Source organism: Desulfomonile tiedjei (assembly GCA_016212925.1).
Classification (GTDB): Bacteria; Desulfobacterota; Desulfomonilia; order Desulfomonilales; family Desulfomonilaceae; genus JACRDF01.
Genome location: JACRDF010000047.1, coordinates 224,543 through 245,114 on the forward strand (window position 1 = coordinate 224,543; position 20,572 = coordinate 245,114).

A 20,572-nucleotide genomic window follows, 5' to 3' on the forward strand; every position below is an offset into this window, starting at 1 on the left:
TCGTACCCTGCGACTCGGTGATTTGGCCCCTAGAAATTGATTGTGGTGCACCCGAAATTCCTGAGGGATGAGTCGCAGACAAACATGCTTGCCTATGCATGCGCACACGTTGTAATATCAGCAAGACTCGGTATTTTTTACCGGACGGTATAGGAGGATTCTGACATCCGAGCCCCAAGATGGCGAAGCAGTCTTGCTGGTCCCTACAGAAATCATGGAATAGTCCTACTGCTAAAGGCATGGCAAACAGGGTGGCTTTGAGGGAAAAGAGTGATCACAGCCTCGTGATGCCAAGATCGGTCATCGGAACATGTTCCCCAAGCTTTGAGCTTTTCATGAACAAGGGCTAATACCGTGTCCGTAGAAAAACTCAGCGCCAGAAAAATACTGGTAGACTGGGCCAATAAACAGTCGAATTGGGTTCGTGCCATCGTTTCTGAAGTCTTGAACACCGCCCAAACCGTATCCGACGATGCCGTTGATGAGATCTACAAGATGTTACTGGCGGAGCGGGGACTGAGCGACGAACCAGCTCCATTCATTCCAAAGTTGCTGCTTGAGGAGGGCGACGTTGATGCCACGGAACGCCTTACCTTAGCCTATATCAAGGCCGTCGAGGGAGTAAATCTTCTCGCTTCGGGCCAGGAAATATTCTTCAATCCTCGAATGACCGTTCTATTCGGCGAAAACGCTTCTGGAAAGAGCGGCTACGTTCGGATCCTGAAGTGCCTCGCGGCCGTGCGGTCGGCGGAAAAGGTTCTCCCCAACATCAAGGCCACTCAACCAATTTCGTGCCAGGCCACTGTTGGATATAAGGTCAGTGACAAAGAACAATTCTTTGAATGGCAGAATGAAACCGGAATCCCGCCATTTACCCGAGCGAGCATTTTCGACACCCGCGCCGTGGCCCTCCACGTCGACCAAGATCTTGAGTACGTTTATACACCACGCGACCTCGCTCTCTTCCCGCTGGTGACTGATGCGATTCAAGCGGTCAAAGACCGGCTAACCCGCTCTCGGGACGAACGCAGGCCCGCGGGGAATTTTCTTTTGCAGCGGTTCGACGTGGAATCTACAATCTACGGTAAGATTGAAGCCCTTGGTGCGGCGACCGACTTGTCGCACCTCGAAGTCCTTTCGGACGTGAGTGTAGAAGAGGCAGCCCAGCTCCAAGTTCTCCGGAATAAGGTCGAGGCATTACGGGCAACGACAATTACAGCCCAGCTTCAAGTAGCACGGTCCAACCGCGATATATGCGCCAAGCTGCTAGCCACTGCGCGTGCGATCGCGGCCTTCGACTGGGCCAGTTATTCCACTGACGTCAATAAGGTACGGTCAGCAGAACAGCAGTATCGCCGTGCGACGGAGGAGGCATTCGCCGGCCTGGATCTCCCCGGTGCGCTGAGCGACGCATGGAGTGAATTTATCAAGGCTGGCGACGCTTACCTCAAATACCTAGGTCTAGACGACTACCCTGATTCAGGTGACCGATGTATCTACTGCCGCCAGGATCTGGGAGAGGCTGCCTTAGCTTTGCTGAAGAAATATCAGGCTTACTGCAATAACACTTTTCAGGCTCAGCTGCAGTCGGCCCGTGAGGAGATGAAGACCAGAGCCGAGCTAATTCTGGATCTCGATATTCGAGCCATGAAAGATTCGTTGTCCGAGCGGACATCTTTGGTGGGCAAAGAAGACAGCCTAGCGACAACGCTGTCGGCCGGGTTTCAGTTGATTACCGACTGTCTACCTATCCAAGAGCAAATCGGCAAACGGCAGGCCATCGACGCGGCAGGTGTTGTCGCTCGCGCGGCGACCGTCGTAGAGCTTACCGAAGCTGATTGCTCCAAGGCGGAAGATCTCATCGCGGATCTCACTAAACGCGGAAGCGAGCGGGAATTGGCATACGCTCAAGCCAATGGAGAGTTGCGGGAACTGGAAGCTCGACTGACACTGAGACAGATGATGCCTCAGGTTCGGGACTTTGTAGCGAAAGCCAAATGGGCAAGCACCGCCGATACCATTATCGGCAGATTCCCTCAACTTCAGAAGTCCCTTACCGATGCCTCCAAAATGGCTAGTGAGGATCTGCTCAACCAGGACTTCAGCCGTTTTTTTGAACAGGAGCGGCAAGCCCTCCATGCTCCTAATGTGAAGCTCGAGTTTCCCGGACGAGGAGGCCAAGCGAAGCGAAAGAAGTCCCTCACACCCGAGCACAGACTTAGCGACATTCTCTCGGAGGGTGAGCAAAAGGTAATAGCCCTCGCGGACTTTCTCGCAGAGTCTGCGATCCGCACCGTCTCGGCCCCCCTTGTCTTCGACGACCCGGTCAACAGTCTTGATTACAAACGCCTTCAATACATTGTTGACCGGCTTCACGCGCTGAGCGAGATGCACCAGGTCATAATCTTCACTCACAACATCTGGTTCGCTACCTCCATGCTCGCGAAATTCGAGAAAACACCTGACCTATGTTCCTATTTTGATATCACTCATGGGGAAGGTGAGGTCACCGGGATTGTGACAGGCGGCAAGCACCCGCGATACGATACCCCAGCCAAACTGCGCGCCAAAATTAACGATATCATCCAAAGCGCGAGCGCCGAAAGCGGTGAGACCCAACAGGCACTGATCGAAAGCGCCTATTCGCGGCTGCGGTCTTGGTGTGAGGCTGTAGTTGAGCAGGACTTGTTAAAGGGGGTGACTAAGCGCTACCAGCCGAATGTAATGATGACCAAACTCAAAGACATACACCCCGACCGCCTGGCAAGTGCCATAGAAGAAATTTACCGTATATTCGAGAAGTGCTGTCGCATCACCGATGCCCATTCGCAGCCCCTCGAAACACTCAATATTCGCCCTACCATGAAGGAACTCAGGGAGGACTGGGCCGCAGCTCACAGTACCCGCGATGCCTATTTAGCGTAACATTGATCATTGATGGGCCGGTGCTCGCGGAACTCTGGGGACACTTTACTCAATTAGAACGCCGTAGCGCGAATTCGGTGTGGCGTCCCCGGATAGCGGAGATAGTAGGAAGTTGATGTGATCCTACGTGCGGGACTTTTGCGGGAATGGGTTGTGGCCGGTTATGGAATGTCGTGGCCTATTGCAACGGGCTGCCGACAAACCTTGCTGAAATTATTGGTTATTTTGTGTCACAGTTTGCATGGCTTTCGGGTGGTCGCTGGTTCAAATCCAGTCGCGCCTGACCATGCAAAGAAACAATGAAACCGTCGAGTCGGCTAAGCCGGCTCGGCGGTTTTTGTTTTTCAGAGTCTTCGTCAGCACCCTTGAACAAACGTTCGGCTGGGTGCTGCAGTGCCTACTCTCAAAACCAAGCTCTCGGAAAATGTGTATTTTGTCCCTGTAATTCCTGGCGGCATCCGTCAGTCGTGCTGAGCAGAGTCAATAGATGATTCCAGTATTTTTTTCAGCCGCGTTTCTTCCCGAAGCCTTTCAAAATAGCTAAATACCTCGTCAATCAGAATAATACAGAAGAAAACCCCTGATAAAACAATTCCGATGAAGAACCAACCCGCGGCCAAGTAATCTAAATATTCCTTGGTCCTATACGGATAAGACGGATCGGGGAAATTCCTTGGCTCTATCAGTGAAAGAATTATAGATAATCCCGTGCATATTATGAATGGTATGAAACCGGCCAAATATTTTCGTTTGTCGGCTGCCACAGCAACTCTCTCTAACTGTCGCCATCAGGTGCCCAAACTACCAACAAGTTTGTTGAAATATCCGGGCACCCTAGTTTCAAAAAAGACCCGCTTGCCGCTGAAGGGGTGTTGGAAGGAAATCGATGTCGCATGAAGCGCTAGACGTTTGTGGGCTTCGTTCTCTTTTCCATACTTCCGATCACCCACCACCGGGTGTCCAATATCGGCGAGATGCACGCGAATCTGGTGCTTCCGGCCCGTCAACAGATCAACTTCCAGCAAAGCAAGGTCTTTTGTCTCCTTGAGCACTTTGTAGGCAGTATGAGCCAGTTTCCCTTTTTTCTTGTCGGTTGTGGAGTACACGCGGTGAGCTTTGTTCTCTGCCAGGTATGTAGTGATAGTCTCTGAGGGCTTCTCACACTTGCCATGAACGACCGCGAGGTATTGCTTCTTGGTTTCTTCCCACTGGCTCTGTAGACGAAGCTTTGCCTCTTCGCTCTTCGCGAAGACGAGTATACCTGAAGTATCCCTATCCAGCCGGTGAACGATGAAAATGCGTTTCTTGGACCTGGCACAGCCCTTGCGGACATAATCAGTCAGAATGAAGTAAGCTGTTCTTGATTTCTCTGTTTCCGTACTCATCGTCAAGAGGCCCGGCGGTTTGTCCACCACCAGAATGTCCCTGTCTTCGTGGACAATCACGAGTCCTTTCGGCAGAACCCTGGCGTTCGGTCTTGAAGGTCTACTCATATTGAGTGCTCTAGCAGTCGTTGTCAGCAGCGCAGCGCCCGGCGTTCATGGACCGGGAATGAGACGCGGCACCTGGTAAACGCAAAACGAACCCGACCGACCGCGAAATGGTATGTTGCACCCTGATACTAGGGGATTTTCGATTATTCTCATGGTATTTATCGCGTTACCTTAAGAGCGGCCTGGATTACCCCATCAAGACCTTGAAGGAAACGAGACCGGTCTCGCTTTTCAAAAGGAGCCGGACCTCCGGTAATATCCCCCATATCCCTGAGATAGGCCATCAAATCTCTATTCGCAAGAGCACTACCGATGGATTCTTGAGTGAAGACACGCCCTTTCGGGTCGAGCATGCGAGCGCCTTTTTCAAGACACCGCGCAGCAAGGGGAATATCAGCGGATACTCCGATATCGTCTTCACGAACATGCTCCACAATCCAATCATCTGCGGCGTCAAATTCTTTTGCAACAAGAACTAGCTCAAATAGTTCCTCTTGCGGAATTCTCATCATCGAGTTGGAAACCACGTAGACTTTCAACCCGTAGCGGAGGGCCACTCGAAAGACTTCACTCTTTACTGGACAGCCATCTGCATCAACGTAGATCTTGATCAAGTATACCCCTTCTGTTTGCGTAGATAGTACCGTTACCCTGAACAGCTTCCCAAGTTGTGGGATAACAGGCGGTTTCTTTGCTCGGTCAGCTCACCTGACTCCTCCGGCCTCTCCATAGGGAGTTTCCGGAGCCTGTTCAGACATTAGGCACGATTCTACCACACGGATACCTATGTTGGGAATGCCGTTCGGTGGCATGAACGGATGAAGACCCTCAATTGTTTACTTACGCTTCATGTCTGCATGAGGTTCAGGTGTTCGCCGGTCCAAATCCGGTAGCACCGGACCACGGAAAGAAAAATAGAACCGCTGAGTTGGCAAAGCCGATTCGGCGGCTTTTCTTTTTTGTAAGCCTCCCCGGCAAACTTGCTCGAAATATTGGCGGCGTGATTTATGTCGGGAACCTGATCAGGGGAATACGCTCAGAAAAATAGACGAGTAACCCTGAAATTCATAAAGGAGATCTTCGGAATGGTTCTCAGAACAGTCCCTTTGCTCATCGCTGCTCTTCTCTTGGCCGCTCACTTTCTACGGGCCGGAAGCCTTGGATTGACCGCGGCGACCATTCTGATGCCCTTGCTCTTGCTGATTAGACGTCGATGGAGTCTGATCATTGTGCAACTCTCAGCCTACGTTGGAGCTGGGGTTTGGCTTTACACAACCATAAATCTCGTGCAGGAGCGCATAATGTTCAATAGGTCGTGGGGCGCGGCGGCAATTATCCTTGGCTCGGTAACACTATTTACCATTTTTGCGGGTTTGTTGCTAAACTCTCGTGCCATGAAGAACAAATATCCCTCTCGTTAGCTTTGGAACCTGAGCAAAGCGACCAATGGTCAGATCTACGCTTGACTCATGTTCAGCCATCGCACGGAATCACGAGGCCCAGACATGAGCCAAGACGAGACTTGACCCCTCTTCTCGTGTAGGAGCGCATAATGTTCAATAGGTCGTGGGGCGCGGCGGCAATTATCCTTGGCTCGGTAACACTATTCACCATTTTTGCGGGTTTGTTGCTGAACTCCCGTGCCATGAAGAACAAATACCTCTCTCATACCGATTCGCCATAAAAAATATAAAAACGCCGAAAGTTGTCATTGCGAGGGCGTCGAGCCCGAAGCAATCTCAGTGGCGAGAGATTGCTTCGTCGCTTCGCTCCTCGCAATGACAGCTACTATTCTTGATGTTACGAGAATAATAGCGAACTGGTATCATTAGTCCTGAAAGTTGAAAAAAGGCCGATGGCCAGATCTATGCTAGGCTCATGTTCAGCTATCGCCCTATATCAGGAGGAGCGCACAAGAGACAAGAAGAGACTTGCCCCGTCTTTGTTCCCGAGTTCCGTTTGGGCGGAGAGGTTCACGCCTGACGAGAATCGGAAATGAACGGAACAACACAATTTGACTATCCAAGTTCAAAGCTGGTTACGCCAAACCATTTGTCCAGCGGAAAAGTAGGTTCCTGTCTGTTATACATTCTTGTGGTCCGGAACACTTCGGTCATACCGTAGCTTTGAGCGATCGTTACCGCCTCAGGATTTCTTGCGGGCGTGTCCAGATAGATTTGCATGCCCATCTTCACGTCTGTTGTGAGAGCCTCAAACAATCTCCGTGCAAATTCTGCATTGTCCGCGAAAAGGGGGCCAATTTTGAATCCTTCTCGGCATTCCCTTATGACCCCATATGCCGAGAGTTTGTTATCTTCAATTATGCCCAAAGCTCTTGTGCCCGGTCGGCTTATCCAGCATTTCAAAAAGCTTTCTCTCGAAAACCCGAAGACCTCACAATCGTATGCAGTCACCATTAAGAATGGCACCCGGGAAAGGTCAATGACTTCAGGAGCAACGGCCCATTGCTGACCTTTGATCCATTTAAAGCGATAGTTCGTATAAGCAGGTTTGAATTCGGGCTTTTTGTGGGAAACGAGATCCGGCCTGACACTGTCAAGCCCGACGCACCGGTTTTCCAAATATCGCAGGCCCTCGTCCCACAATTGCACCCCATAGTTCTCGTTTCGGAATTCCGGCTTAACAATGTAGAAACCCATGAATCCATACGAGTCACCGTACGCAACCGCCGAAACCATTGCAACAGGCTCATTATCCGATAATCCAATCAGAAAGCCATTCGGATCGGCAGCGTAGAAACAATCCGAATCATGGATTCCGGGATTCCAGCCTTCCGCTTCAGCCCAATCTATGGCCATGTCAATTTCACTTGCGTTCATTCGACGTATGGAGAAAGAGCCCGAATTCATATAAGAACTCCCCTTTGGCGGATTGCCTCTTGTCGAACGTACTCCCATTATGGGTCGTCGGCTACCGGTCAGGGACAAGGCCTGAAAAGCGGAGGCCGATTTCATGCCACACCGACACGAGTTCATGGGAGTCGAGAGAGGTATCTTTAGATCTTCACGTGCCGTGACTCCAGCAGTTCGGTAACGACCAATGTTACCACGACAGTCTGTCCGGCGAAACGAGATTGTTGGGGGCAAAGGCCCACAACGAAGCCTGGAAACGCCTGTGGGCCCGTCCCGCGCTGAACGCGGGATTGCCGGTTGCCTTCGGGCGGGTTCTCGGGAATGGGCATTCAAAGAAGCGACAAAAGCCATGGTCGGCAGAGCCGCAGGCCGCTACCATAAGGTGGTGGCGGTTCCGCGGGCAGCCCGCCACGTTCATTTGTACGAAGGCGCATTGGCGTAACACGTGACTCGACCCAATATATTGACTTAGATGGCGCCACATCTTAGAATGGTTCTTAACAGTTATGTTTTTTCCATGTGGAATTGAAGACTTGGCCGCTCTGGTTACGGCCAATCGGAAATTATTTGCGAAAATCGCTAGTGCCCTAAATCAGGGCACTGTGACGAGAATTGATTGACTAGCCTTTTGCGGCTGTGGGAGAGGCTCGGGAAGTCTCAGAGCCGGTGCGCAGATGATGCAAGAAGTATCCCGCCGAGAGGGAAAGAATGAACCCCGCGACGCATAAAGCCGGCGGCAACGGCCTTGAGCGGCTTTGGCTGTGGATTGCCCTCCTGATCCTTATGAGCATCCACTTTGGGGGCGAGGTAATCTTCCGTTGGCACGTCTGGGACGTACCTCCCTCACAAGACACGATAGCATGGTTTGAACTGTGCAAAGATTCGGTCATTTGGATCATCGTAACCTTTCTCATTATTCTGCAGGTTAGGAAACGGAGGGAACTCCAACGTGCCAACCATGAATTGCAGAATGCCCGTCGAGAACTCGAGAGCCGGGTTAAAGAACGGACCGAAGAATTGCGCAAGGCCAACCTGTGGCTCGCTCACATTCTCTCGTCGAACCCGGCGAGCATCTACGCGGCAAAGCCGTGCCATCCTTATGACTTCACCTTCATCAGTGACAGCATCCGATCACAGACGGGTTACGAGCCTCGGGATTTTACCAAGGACCCCTATTTCCGGTCTGCCCATGTGCATCCGCAGGACGAGCCGAAGGTCGTGGAGCACCTGGAAAACCTGTTTCAGAAAGGAAGCGGAGTCATAGAGTACCGTTTCTTGGGGAAGGACGGAGCATATCGGTGGATGCGTGATGAGATAAACCTTATCCGCGACAAGGCTGGAGAACCGGTGGAGATCATCGGAGCCTGGTTTGACATCACCGATAGAAAGAAGTCGGAAGAAGCCCTATTGTCTAGTGAAATGCGGTTTCAAGCATTCATGGATTATAGTCCCATTCTCGCGTTCCTTAAGGATGATCAGGGTCGCCATATTTATGGCAACAAGAATTGGAAAGGGCTTTTCAGCCTCTCTGACGAGGATTTCTTCGGTAAGAAGGCTTCGGAGCTTTTCTCGGTTGAACTCGCAGAGCGCTTCGACGAAGCCGACAAGGCGGTTGTGGAGGCCGGCAAAATGGTGGAAAGAACGGAAGCCGTCTTAGACCCTGACGGTATGGTTCGGTACTATTTGGCATTCAAGTTCCCACTCCGCGATGCAGTGGGCCAAACATATCTCGGTTGCGTGGCCTTGGATATCACGGATCGGCATCGCATGGAGAAGGAACTCCAAGCCTCCGTGAACCAAAAAGCGCTGCTGCTCAGAGAGATCCATCACCGAGTGAAGAACAATCTTCAGGTCATAAACAGCATGCTCGAACTTCAGTCTCGCTTCAGTGACGGAAAGCCCACGGCCGAAATCCTCAGAGATGCTGAACGGCGTGTCAACGCCATGGCGCTTGTACACGAAAAACTTTATCAATCCGAAAACCTTGCCGGGATCGGCATCTCGGAATATCTCCAAAGCCTCGTGGGTGATGTTTACGGGTTTTACAGGCTCGGGGAAAGTGGCGCCATCAAGGTGAGCACCGAGGTCTCCGGGGCCTCTTTCGGAATTGATACCGCCATACCATTGGGGCTGATTGTGAGTGAACTTGTCTCCAATTGCCTCAAACACGCCTTTCCTGGGGGGCGAAAAGGAGAGGTGAAAATAACCCTGTGCCCCGTTGGTGAAGACGAGTTTGAACTTCGGGTGGCGGACGACGGCATCGGCTTGCCGGAATCCGTCGGTTTTGAGAGCCGGGAAACATTGGGACTGCAGTTGGTTGGCAGTCTTGCCGCACAGATTCGCGGAGAAATCAGCGTGCTGAGGGACAGGGGCTCCGAATTTCGGCTGAGATTCAAAGGAACCAAAGTGCGACGAAGGGGAATGGAAAATGATGCCACATCGGATCATGATTGTGGAGGATGAGAGGATTGTGGCCCTGAATATGGAGGTCGGGCTGAGTGATCTGGGCTACGAGGTGGTTTCGGTGGAATCGAGCGGGGAGAATGCCATTGCCAGTGCCCGCGAAACATCCCCTGACCTCATCCTAATGGATATCATGTTGGATGGGGAACTCGACGGGATTGATGCGGCAAAAGCGATTAAGTCCCATTCCGACATTCCGATCGTATACCTGACCGCGTATTCCGATGAGAGACTCCTCTCAAGGGCAATGGAGTCCGTACCGGCCGGATATTTAGTAAAGCCCGTGAGCGCAAGATCGGTGCATGCTTCCATACAAACCGCTCTTTCCTTTACGGAGGTCATGAATTGCCTGAAGCAGAGTAAACCTCCAAATAGCGGTGTCGTAGAACTCGAAACTCGGTCGGTCGGTCCTTTCCGGCCGGCAATTGTATATGACCTTAAGAACGCTTTGGAAAGAGCCTTGATGGAGTGTTCGCTGAACATTGACTTTGATGGCCGAACCTTGCGAGAGGTCACCGAGCAAGTCACTCGCTCGATGTGTTTGGGCGCTCTTCAGCGGTGCAAGGGTAACAAGAGGGAGGCAGCCAAACTTCTGGGGATTTCTCGTGACTCTTTGTATCGCTACCTCAAGGAATTCGGGATCCTCCCGGACAGCCAAGCCTGACCAAGCATCAATCGGAATGACGATCGCAGGCCGTTAAGCCGGAATGGGCTTGACGGCTTTTTTTCTTTCAGATACTTCGTTACGGAACCTGAGCGTACGTTCGCTTAGGTCCTGCACTCCCGAAAGCAACACTACGAACAGAAGTGAAGCGGGTATGAGGTTCCCGGATCTTGGAGGAATTTGGAGGGAGCGGATGACTTTACAGTATGAAATCACTCTGGATGATCTAGTGGCCTTTAATCTTTATCATTTTGATCATTCGCGAGCTGTTTTGCGGAACCGGTGGCTCAGCCGGTACGTTGTGCCGGTCATGCTGGGATTGCTCATTGCGGTCATCGACTTCCCGCCGCCCCTGATCTTGATCCTTTCATGGATTTTGTTTACCGGACTGTGGATCGCAACGTGGCCCTGGATTGAACGAAGAATAACAAGAAAACACGTAACCCGCTTTCTCCTCGAAGGACAAAACAAAGCAATGGTTGGAAAACATGCTCTGAAGCTCCTTCCCAATTCAATAGTCGAGACTACCGAGTACGGCGAGACCACAGTCGGTTGGGCCGCGGTGGAAAAAATAATCAGAGCGGATGATGTGATCTACGTTTACGGGAGCGCTGTGACTGCTTTTGTGGTGCCAAGGCGTGCATTTCAGACCGAAGAAGCCTTCGACGAGTTTTTCCAAACCGCGGAGAAGCTCAAGAGATAGTCTACCTGCTGATCGGATTCTCCTTAAATCGCCGGCAGTGGAGAGGTCGGTTGTCCCTCGAATAACCGGCAGATTAACGGAAACGGTAACCATTCAGTCTTGCGGGGGTGGAAGGGATTCTTAGCCCTGAAGGGGCGTACCAATGGTAGCCACGGGTGTAACCCGTGGGCCGGAAGCACTGCCACAGCCCCGAATCACCGACCCTGAAGGGGTCGTCCAATACCGAAGTCCAACTCACATTCATGGTCGACCCCTCCAGGGTCGGTGATCCAAAAGATTGTGTGGGCCATTCTCCACGGGCTTACGCCCGTGGCTACCGTCGGGCTGCCCCTTCGGGGCATGGGAGACGCTCCCGCACGTAAGTGAATGATTACCGGAAATGGTGATTTTCAGTTGATCTCGGCAACCGGATCATGTAATCATAGCCGCGCAATGATAACCTTTCACCAACCAGAACGGCTCAGGTGAAAGTTCCTGACCTTATTAGCAAGCCATCCCGGCCAAACTTGAGCAAGTACGCCCCCTCTCCACTGGTGTCATATGCGGAGGGCCGGGCGTCAAAGTCATAACCGCGCTGATGTGGGGGTCCGGCCGCAACCTTTGTTCGCTTGACCCAAGGACGAATAAACAGCCTCCCTAATAGATTCACGTGTACTTCTGGTGAAGCGAGGAAACCGCGTAGGAAAGCCGCGACAAAGATAGGTTTGCATCGCGGACAAAACACTTTGAAAACAGATTGAGATTGCCCATTTTCGAGGAAGGGGGTGACCCCGGACAACGCGTTGGGCTTGGAAAACCGTAAGCGTTACTGGAAGGTAAGCAATGAATAGAAATAGGGGGATTGATCGATGAAGACCAAAGGACTTCTTGTTTTGTTGGTGATCTTTCTGGCCTTGATGTCAGGGAATTCCGAGGCCGCAGACGTTCCCGGCGTGACGGATACTGAGGTCGTCGTGGGGGTGACCACTCCATTGTCCGGTCCTGCCGCTCTGTGGGGTGTTACCGGTCAAGGCATGAAAGCTTGGGCGGACTACGTCAATGAACAAGGCGGAGTCAACGGCCGCAAGATCAAAGTGATACTGAAGGATGACGCCTACAATCCAACCCGCGCCCTAGCCAATCTTCAGGAAATGAAAGGCAATGTGTTTGCAGTTTGCGGTTTGCTGGGCACAGCGATTCTCAATGCAGCAAAAGATTTCTTCCTGGAGAACAAGATTCCGTTGATCACAGCTTACGGGGATGTGCGCATCTGGGAAAAAATGCCGAAAGACAAACGTGGCTACGTATTTATCTCGTATCCGGACTATGAAGACGAGGCGGAATACCTGGCCAAATACGCTGTCAATAAGCTGGGAGCAAAAAAGCTGGCCCTATTCTATCAGAATGATGATTACGGCAAGGAGGCAATGACCGGAGTCAAGAAAGCTCTGGACGCGGAGAAAGGCAAAGGAGAGCTTGCCGGAGCGGTGCCTTACGAGGTTACCGAAAGAGCCCTCTCTACCCATGCACTGAAGATGAAGGAAACGGGAGCGGACACAGTTCTCATCTATACAACCCCAACCCACGGGGCCCTGATCCTCAAGGAAATGGCCAAGATCGACTATCGGCCCAAGGCTCTGACAACTTTCACCCTCGGCGACCCCATAATGTATAAGGTTGCCGGTGACGTGTGGGAAGGGACATATATTGCCCTGCCCGGGAATTCAGGTATCCCGGGAGCCGATCCCGCGTCCGACAAAGTCGCGGAAATCATGTTGAAATACGATCCGCAGATCAAAGGCAAAGAATACCTGGCGTTGTTCGGGGCCGTCTCGATGATGCACTTTGTCGAGGGGCTCAAAAAGGCGGGCAAAAACCTGACTCCTGAATCCATGATCAAAGGCATGGAACAGATCAAGGATTGGAAGCCCGAGGGCATAGGAGCGCCGGTCACATATACCGCGGATCGCCGCCACGGGGTCAACGCTTCCCGCATGAGTCAAGCCCAAAAGGGCAAACACGTTCCGCTGGAAGACTACACGATTTTCAAACCGCGGTTCTAGTTTATGGCTCTTCTCGAAGTCAATAAGCTGTTCATCAGTTTTGGAGGCATCCGCGCCCTATCGGGGGTCGACCTACAGGTTGAGGAGCATGAAATTCTGACGGTTATCGGTCCCAACGGTTCCGGCAAGACCACGCTCTTCAACTGTATTTCCGGGGTGTACCAGCCCACCACGGGGGAAGTACGGTTCCAGGGGAAGAGCCTTAACGGGCTCTCCCCAGACGCTATCGCGATTCGAGGGATAGCTCGGACGTTCCAAAACCTCAGGCTTTTCCTCCATATGGATGTCCTCGATAACTTACTCCTGGGCAGGCACGCTAAATTCCGGAAGAATCCCCTTCACGCTGTCCTGCGGATGAGAAGTGAGGAATTGCGGCACCGCGAAGTGGTGGAGGAGATCATTGACTTTCTGGATCTTCAGGCTTATCGGCAGGCGCGGGTGGCAGACTGCCCTTACGGCGTCCAGAAACGTGTGGAAATGGGACGTGCCCTTGCTTTGGAGCCCAAACTTCTCATGCTCGACGAGCCCATTGCAGGTCTGACTTCCGAAGAAAAAGAGGAGTCAGCCTATCGAATCATGGAAATCAAGGGCAGGTTCAAGACTGCCATACTACTGGTAGAGCACGATCTTCGTATAGCGTCGAGGCTTGCGGATAGGATGGTGGCGTTCGAGTCCGGCATAGAGATAGCTAGAGGGACCCCGGAGGAAGTTCAACGCAATCCGGAGGTTATCAGGGCCTATCTGGGCGACGGCTGAAATCTCTTTCCGACAAAAGCCCAGTGTTTGGAGCTGACACACCATCCAGGCGTGCCCTTCAACGCGGGTCATCGGTACATAGAACAGCCTTTAGGGGCCGAAAGGATTGACCCGCAGTATTTCCAAGGACTTACGATGCAAGCCCGGGGAAATACTGCGGGGATAATAGAGTTTTTTGGGAAGGGTTCGGGGAACCCTTTTTTGCAAAAAAGGGTTCCCCGAAAAGCCTTTGTTCTTCCCGCCAAAAGGATCGGTTACATGGTGGATCAGCAAACGTCAGAGCCCCTTCTCAAGATCGCGGGTATAGAAACCTTATATTTTGACAGAATCTATGCGCTTCACGGGCTTTCTCTGCAGGTCAAGGAAAAGGAAATTTTTGCCGTCCTGGGGCCGAACGGGGCGGGGAAAACCACGCTGCTCAAGACCATAGCAGGGCTTCTCAAGGACCAACCCAAAAAAGGAATCATAGAATTCACAGGACGGCGCATTCATCGGCTCGCCCCGGAGCGGATCGCATCCCTGGGGGTTGTGTACGTGCCGGAAGATCGGGGCTTATTTCGCGAACTGACCGTTGAAGAAAACCTTGACCTCGGGTGCTGGGGACGCAAAGACAAGGGCATCCGTGATGATCTGGAACACCTGTACAAATTGTTCCCCATTCTCAAGGGGAGATCGCGGCAACAGGCTGAAACTCTCTCCGGTGGAGAGCAGCAGATGCTGGCCATAGCAAGAGCAATGCTCCGAAGGCCAAAGCTGCTAATGCTCGATGAGCCTTCCCTGGGCTTAGCTCCAATGGTGGCAAGGGTGGTCTACGACGCTCTTCGAGAAATTAGTCAGGGCGGAACGACCATCCTGCTGGTTGAACAGAACGCTCGCCTTGCACTGAGCATCGCGAATTACGGATACATAATGGAAGCCGGACGCATTGTCCTGGAAGGCACGGCCGAACAGCTTTCAGAAAACGAGGACGTGCAGGAGCTTTACCTCGGCCTGGGCGGAGAGGCCGCTGCGTCTCCCAAGGGATGGAGACTCTACAAGAAGAGGAGGAGATGGTAATGCCGGTAGAGGCTCAAAGCTTCCCGGAGCTTTTCTTCAAGCAGGTGGAACGCAAGAAGGATGCAGTGGCTCTGCGGCACAAGGAATACGGCATCTGGAAGAGGATCTCCTGGACCGAATATGGGACGCGGGCCAAAGAGGTGGCAGCCGCTCTTATTTCTTCGGGGATTCAGCCGGGAGACGCGGTGGCCATCCTCGGGGACAACTGTCCTGAATGGCTCTTCTGTCATATCGGGACCATGTCTGCCGGCGGTGTCACTTGTGGCGTGTATCCTACCTCCGCCGCGGAGCAAGTGGCCTACGTGGTAGGCCATTCCGAAGCCAAAGTCCTGTTCGTGGAAGATGAAGAACAAGTTGATAAGGTGCTCCAAATCCTCGATGAACTCAAAGTGGCCCAAATTGTTGTCTGGGACCCTAAAGGCTTATGGGGTTTCGCCCATGAGCAAATCGTTTTTTTTGACGAGTATCTCGAACGCGGCAGGGAAAAGCTGCGCCAGGACCCGCAATGCGTCGATCGGCGGATGAAAGCGATCAAGCCGGATGATACGGCAATGATCATTTACACATCAGGTACCACCGGCCGCCCCAAAGGCGCAATGATCAGCCACCACAATATTCTGAGTATCACTGAGTCGTTCATGTCGGCCAGCCAGGCCTTCGAATCCGATGAAATGGTCTCTTATCTGCCCCTCGCTCACATTTATGAAAATCTCATCTCACTCTTTATGTCGGTCCGGGCCGGGTCAACGGTGAATTTCGTCGAGAGCATGGACACGCTTTCGCAGAACCTTCGTGAAGTATCTCCGACAATTTTCTGCAGCGTGCCTCGAATCTGGGAAAAGTTTTCCTCAATGATCGAAATTAAAATGTCCGACGCGCCTCCGGTTAAGAGAACCCTTTACCGTATTAGTATGGCCCTCGGTATGCGCTACGTGAAAACCAAGGCCGGGAGTAACGAACGGTTTCTCTGGAGCTTTCTATACTGGCCGTTCTACTGGCTGGTGCTTTGGCATTTGAAGCGCCAACTTGGCTTTGAACGAGTCAGATGGGCGGTGTGTGCGGCTGCACCGGCATCACCTGAGCTTTTCGAGTATTACAATGCCTTGGGCATTCCTCTGAGGGAAGGGTACGGCCAAACTGAGAGCAGCGGCGTAATCGCGATCCAGCGCATCGATCGACCCAGATGGGGATACGTAGGCGAGCCCGTGGAAGGCATGGAAACCAAAATCGCGGACGATGGAGAGATTTTGGTCAAAGGGGCCGGAGTCTTTAAAGGATATTTCAAAGACCCGGAGCTAACCGCGTCAACCATTGTAGACGGATGGCTCCATACTGGAGATGTCGGGGTTATGGATGATGGGTTTCTCAAGATCCTCGATCGGAAAAAGGACATTCTTATCACGGCCGGAGGGAAAAACATCACGCCAGCGTTCATTGAAAACAAGCTTAAGTTCAGCACTTACATACAGGACGCTGTGGTCATTGGCGACGGCCGCAAGTTCCTGTCGGCCCTCATACTGATTGATGAGGACAATGTAACCAAATACGCTCAGGACCACAGGGTCCCCTTCACTACTTTCGCAGACCTGACACAAAATCCGGAAATTCACAAACTCATTGAGCAGGAAGTCTCCAAAGTTAACAAGACGCTTTCCCAGGTAGAATCCATCAAGAAATTCGCGCTGCTTCCCAGGAGATTCTACGAAGAAGACGGCGATGTCACCCCTACCAAGAAAGTGAAAAGGCGTTTCCTGGAAAAGCGTTACGCAGACCTAATAGACTCCCTTTACCGAAAATGAGCAACAAATGGACTTGATACAATCCTATCGCGAAGAGCTTCAACTCATTCGAAAACCCTGGACCCGTGTGTGGGTCGGCGCCATCGTGCTAGCGCTGTTTCTACTGCCCTTGTACGGGCCGGAACACGTAACGTACATCGCAACTATCATTTGCATCTATGCCATCGGTGTGCAGGGCCAGAACCTCCTTATCGGATACACCGGCCAGATATCTTTTGGGCAGGCGGGCTTTCTGGCCATCGGCGCTTTCACTTTCGGCCACCTGGCTCGGTTGGATATCCCCTGGCCGGTGACTCTGCTGTGCTCCGGAGTCACGGCGGGGCTATTCGGCGTCCTTGTAGGATTTCCTTCTCTTCGGCTGAAAGGGCCGTACCTGGCCATCGCTACAATGGGGTTCGGAATCGCGGTCTACCAAATTCTGGCGAACTCCGAACTTCTGTCCGGCGGTCGCATGGGGCTGACGGTTCCGAAACTGACGCCCATCCTGGGCATGTCCAAGATCACCTTTAATTACTATTTTAATTTCATTATAGCTCTGCTCTTCACTTTAGCTTCGTACAACATCATTTCGTCGTACATGGGCCGCGCATTCATAGCGATACGAGACAACGATATCGCTGCGGAAGTCGTTGGAGTGAATCTTACCCACTACAAACTGCTATCTTTCGCTGTCAGCTCTTTCTACACGGGCATTCAGGGTGGGCTTTACGCCCTATTTATCGGATACCTGGAACCGAACATGTTCACCTTCATGGAGTCCATCACCCTGTTCGTCGCTGTGATCATCGGCGGGTTGGCGTCAGTGGAAGGCGCTATCATGGGAGCCGTCTTTGTCATCCTCGTGCCGCAGCTCCTGAGTTCGTTCAAGCAAATGGTCCCGGTGATCTTCGGCGTAACAATACTTGTCATCCTAATATTCGAACCCCTCGGCCTCGCAGGCCGCTGGTACAAAACAAGACTCTACCTCCGAAACTGGCCGTTTCGGTAGGAAGCGGGAGAGGCAGGGAAGAAGAAAGAGTGAGGATTAATCCGGGGAACCCTTTTTTGCAAAAAAGGGTTCCCCGGACCCCTCCCCAAAAACTCTTGTATCATGTGGTTCCCAGGCAGGGCCTGGGAACCAGGATCAAAACTTGCTGTCCGATTCGTCTCTTGCGACTGTGCGTGAAGGCATTTCTCGCGTTCAAAGAGAAGCAGTGGACTCGCAGGGCGGATTCACTCGTCCGCCGTTGTCCTGGGGTCTCGTTGGGACTAGGGCAGGCACGGGGACCTGCCTCTACGCAAACTAACTGCATTCGGACAAAAATTTTGGCTCCGGGCATAAATTGTGTAAAAGGGCTTTTTAGCTCGTGCCATTTCAACAGCTTCATGTCGTATCCGCTGTTTCGCCTCCGCTGCCAGCGGAGGCGAAACAGCGGACATGACATAGGAGTTTTTGCGGAGGGGTCCGGGGAGGGGCTTTTTGCAAAAAGCCCCTCCCCGGAAACTCTTCAAAATTCCAAAGGAAGCCCATATGCAGCAATTTGGTCAGTATTTTATTTCGGGGTTATCGACGGGCAGTCTTTATGCGTTGGTAGCGTTGGGGCTGGTATTGATTTACCGTTCCACACGAATCCTAAATTTTGCGCATGGAGATATTACGACCTTCGGGACGTTCGTGGCTTTCATGCTGCTGGGGATGGATTCGCCTTTCAGCGTGGCATATGGTGTTGCCCTGCTTGCCGGCGCGGCGCTGGCCATGGCGTTTTATTTTGTCATCCTGGTGCCCGCTCAGAGGCGTGATGCCACTCAACTGGGGCAGATCATTCTTACTTTGGGACTAGGTCTCATTCTTCAGGGCGTCATATCGTACTTTGGCGGGACTGAACCTCAGGCTTTCCCATTTCCCTTGTCTGAAACGAAGATTTATAGGCTCGGCGGCATCACCATAAGTCAGTTGAGCCTTGGGACTCTGGGGATCAGTTTGCTGTGCTGTCTCCTGTTTTACCTGCTCGTGCAAAAAACCCGTTTGGGCCTGGCCATGAGGGCCACTTCGGAGAATCTGACCGCTGCTCAGACTCTCGGAATTCCGACGCGAAGCATATTGGCCTTTTCCTGGGGCCTTGCGTCAGCCCTGGGCGTGGTGGCCGGGCTCTTCCTCGCGCCAGCTCTGCTTCTCGATCCATTCTTCATGCTGGAACCTTTCCTTAAGGGGTTTGCCGCTGCAATACTCGGAGGACTCAACAGCCTTCCGGGCGCGATTGTCGGCGGACTCCTCCTGGGCATAGCGGAAGCCCTCACCGGTGGGTACCTCTCCATCGCGTTCAAGAACAGCCTCGCATTTATTGTTATTATCTTTGTGCTGCTCCTCAGACCGGAAGGGTTGCTGGGAGAAGAGTTCAAGGAGAGGGTTTAGCGCTCCCCCGGCAGAGTGGAAGGGCATGGGAACGATGAGGTGAACGTCGATCTACAGTTGTCCCCCGGACCTGTCGGTTTCATGTCATTGCGAGGAGTGGAACGACGAAGCAATCTCTGCCTTCGATCGCCGAGATTGCTTCGCTACGCTCGCAATGACAGTCTGGGTGGCCCGGACGTGTGGTGGGACAGGCTTCCAGCCTGTCTATTAGGATGACCGGCAAGATGCCGGTCCCACCAGCGGCTCGCGCAGCGACAGGAGGTGATTTCCAGCCTGCGAATAGCACCGACAGACGTTGGATCGGTCAGTGCTCTCGAAACAGCCCCTTTCGTTCCTTCGGAACCCGGAGGCAGTGGCCTCCGGGCCACCCCGCGGAGCACGATTCCCGAACGCCGATGATTTGTGAGAGAGTTTCTTCTTGCCTGACTCTTTGGGGCAGGCGTCCCGCCTGCCTCTCCATTTCACGCCCACCATTATTGCCTTTCTATAGTGATTCTCGAAAGTTCCTTCCGAGTGGACCGGCACTGCTGGGCAAGCCAGCAGTGGCACCCATAGGTCCATCGGTCATTACTTTCGAGAACTGCTATAAAGATGCAAGCATTTTCCCTTGACACCGTGGGTTGCCTATTTTATGATCTCCATCAATTGATGGAACACTTAGATGGAATATCCAGATGGCGACCCCGCTCGAAAAAGCACGCAGAGACCCTGACTCCATGAAGGCGAGAATCCTTGTCGCGGCTCGACGCGTATTTGGGGAATACGGGTTTCATGGCGCTACCACAAGGATGATCGCCGAGGAAGTCGGGATTGACATTTCAACCCTGCACTACCACTGGGGAGAAAAGGGCGACCTTTACCAAGCGGTGGTCCTGGATATCAACGAAGACCTGCGCCAACAGCTCATTGAAGTGGAATCCGTGATTCACGGTCTGCCGCTGGCCCAGCGGATGGACATCGCAATTGATATGATGACCGACTATCTCTTCGACCATTCCGAAATCTCCAACCTCATTCTGTTTCGTTACTTTGCCAAGACTCGGGATGAATCTATCCTGGATATTCATGTGCCGGAGCTTATCTCCGATATTGCTCGCTCCATGGGGCTTTGCAGCGACAAGAGGGCAGTTCCGAAGCCTGAGAGCATGAAAGTCCTGGCCGTTATGAATGCGATATACAGCTTCATCTCCGGTGAGGATTTTTTTCGATCCATGCTCAAGGTAAAAAGGGACGAATACACCTCGATGGTGAAACAAACCCTGAAGTTCATTCTGTTGCCCGCGTTCGCTGGTGGGCAAACAACCGGAGAAACGGTATAGCCTCACGGATGAGTCCCGCCGGGCGCGGGACACATCCGTGGCACCAAACAGTAACGTGTTGGGAGCTGAAGTTCAGGTCGCTCGCGT

17 protein-coding genes are annotated in these 20,572 nt (G+C 52.6%); 12 read left to right on the plus strand and 5 right to left on the minus strand.

Annotated features, from left to right (window positions below; all coding sequences use genetic code 11):
• Positions 1-354 precede the first annotated feature (354 nt).
• Positions 355-2,925 carry an AAA family ATPase gene (locus HY913_19920; GenBank protein ID MBI4965554.1) on the plus strand — a complete coding sequence of 857 codons (2,571 nt, stop codon included), beginning with the start codon at positions 355-357 and terminating at the stop codon, positions 2,923-2,925.
• 461 nt (positions 2,926-3,386) lie between these two features.
• Here HY913_19920 and HY913_19925 read toward each other — a convergent pair whose 3' ends face one another.
• The 3 genes from HY913_19925 to HY913_19935 all read right to left on the minus strand — a co-directional run bounded on the left by HY913_19925 (position 3,387) and on the right by HY913_19935 (position 5,032).
• Positions 3,387-3,689, minus strand: coding sequence for a hypothetical protein (locus HY913_19925; GenBank protein MBI4965555.1), 303 nt, complete (start codon positions 3,687-3,689; stop codon positions 3,387-3,389).
• A gap of 24 nt (positions 3,690-3,713) precedes the next feature.
• Positions 3,714-4,418 (minus strand): RluA family pseudouridine synthase, encoded by a 705-nt coding sequence (locus HY913_19930; GenBank protein MBI4965556.1) that lies wholly within the window; start codon positions 4,416-4,418, stop codon positions 3,714-3,716.
• Positions 4,419-4,576: 158 nt separating this feature from the next.
• Positions 4,577-5,032 (minus strand): YaiI/YqxD family protein, encoded by a 456-nt coding sequence (locus tag HY913_19935; protein ID MBI4965557.1) that lies wholly within the window; start codon positions 5,030-5,032, stop codon positions 4,577-4,579.
• Between the two features lie 471 nt (positions 5,033-5,503).
• Here HY913_19935 and HY913_19940 point away from each other — a divergent pair, with 471 nt between their 5' ends.
• Positions 5,504-5,839 (plus strand): hypothetical protein, encoded by a 336-nt coding sequence (locus HY913_19940; protein ID MBI4965558.1) that lies wholly within the window; start codon positions 5,504-5,506, stop codon positions 5,837-5,839.
• A gap of 597 nt (positions 5,840-6,436) precedes the next feature.
• Here HY913_19940 and HY913_19945 read toward each other — a convergent pair.
• Positions 6,437-7,288 carry a GNAT family N-acetyltransferase gene (locus HY913_19945; protein ID MBI4965559.1) on the minus strand — a complete coding sequence of 284 codons (852 nt, stop codon included), beginning with the start codon at positions 7,286-7,288 and terminating at the stop codon, positions 6,437-6,439.
• Between the two features lie 711 nt (positions 7,289-7,999).
• Between HY913_19945 and HY913_19950 the strand changes: the two genes are divergently transcribed.
• From HY913_19950 to HY913_19960, 3 genes are all read left to right on the plus strand, one after another.
• Positions 8,000-9,754, plus strand: a complete 1,755-nt coding sequence (locus HY913_19950) for a PAS domain S-box protein (protein ID MBI4965560.1) — start codon at positions 8,000-8,002, stop codon at positions 9,752-9,754.
• Complete coding sequence (locus HY913_19955) at positions 9,720-10,418, plus strand: response regulator (protein ID MBI4965561.1); 699 nt, start codon at positions 9,720-9,722, stop codon at positions 10,416-10,418. Before HY913_19950 ends, HY913_19955 begins: the two co-directional genes overlap by 35 nt.
• A gap of 193 nt (positions 10,419-10,611) precedes the next feature.
• Positions 10,612-11,121, plus strand: a complete 510-nt coding sequence (locus tag HY913_19960; GenBank protein ID MBI4965562.1) for a YcxB family protein — start codon at positions 10,612-10,614, stop codon at positions 11,119-11,121.
• Between the two features lie 73 nt (positions 11,122-11,194).
• On the opposite strand, the gene HY913_19965 is transcribed toward HY913_19960, so the two are convergent.
• Entirely contained in the window at positions 11,195-11,365 is a 171-nt protein-coding gene (locus HY913_19965) for a hypothetical protein (protein MBI4965563.1), read from the minus strand.
• Positions 11,366-11,969: 604 nt separating this feature from the next.
• On the opposite strand from HY913_19965, the gene HY913_19970 reads away from it, so the two are divergent.
• The 7 genes from HY913_19970 (at position 11,970) to HY913_20000 (ending at position 20,485) form a co-directional block, all read left to right on the plus strand.
• Positions 11,970-13,163, plus strand: a complete 1,194-nt coding sequence (locus HY913_19970) for an ABC transporter substrate-binding protein (GenBank protein ID MBI4965564.1) — start codon at positions 11,970-11,972, stop codon at positions 13,161-13,163.
• A gap of 3 nt (positions 13,164-13,166) precedes the next feature.
• The gene (locus HY913_19975) at positions 13,167-13,919 is read left to right on the plus strand and encodes an ABC transporter ATP-binding protein (GenBank protein MBI4965565.1); all 753 of its coding nucleotides are present in this window, start codon (positions 13,167-13,169) and stop codon (positions 13,917-13,919) included.
• A gap of 258 nt (positions 13,920-14,177) precedes the next feature.
• Complete coding sequence (locus tag HY913_19980) at positions 14,178-14,975, plus strand: ABC transporter ATP-binding protein (protein MBI4965566.1); 798 nt, start codon at positions 14,178-14,180, stop codon at positions 14,973-14,975.
• The gene (locus HY913_19985) at positions 14,975-16,774 is read left to right on the plus strand and encodes an AMP-binding protein (GenBank protein MBI4965567.1); all 1,800 of its coding nucleotides are present in this window, start codon (positions 14,975-14,977) and stop codon (positions 16,772-16,774) included. Before HY913_19980 ends, HY913_19985 begins: the two co-directional genes overlap by 1 nt.
• A gap of 7 nt (positions 16,775-16,781) precedes the next feature.
• On the plus strand, positions 16,782-17,762 hold the full coding sequence (locus tag HY913_19990) for a branched-chain amino acid ABC transporter permease (protein ID MBI4965568.1): 981 nt from the start codon (positions 16,782-16,784) through the stop codon (positions 17,760-17,762).
• Positions 17,763-18,284: 522 nt separating this feature from the next.
• Positions 18,285-19,166: a branched-chain amino acid ABC transporter permease gene (locus HY913_19995; GenBank protein MBI4965569.1), complete on the plus strand. Its 882-nt coding sequence runs from the start codon at positions 18,285-18,287 to the stop codon at positions 19,164-19,166.
• Positions 19,167-19,882: 716 nt separating this feature from the next.
• A complete protein-coding gene (locus HY913_20000) occupies positions 19,883-20,485 on the plus strand; it encodes a TetR/AcrR family transcriptional regulator (protein ID MBI4965570.1) in 603 nt (200 codons plus the stop codon).
• The last annotated feature ends 87 nt before the right edge of the window (positions 20,486-20,572 follow it).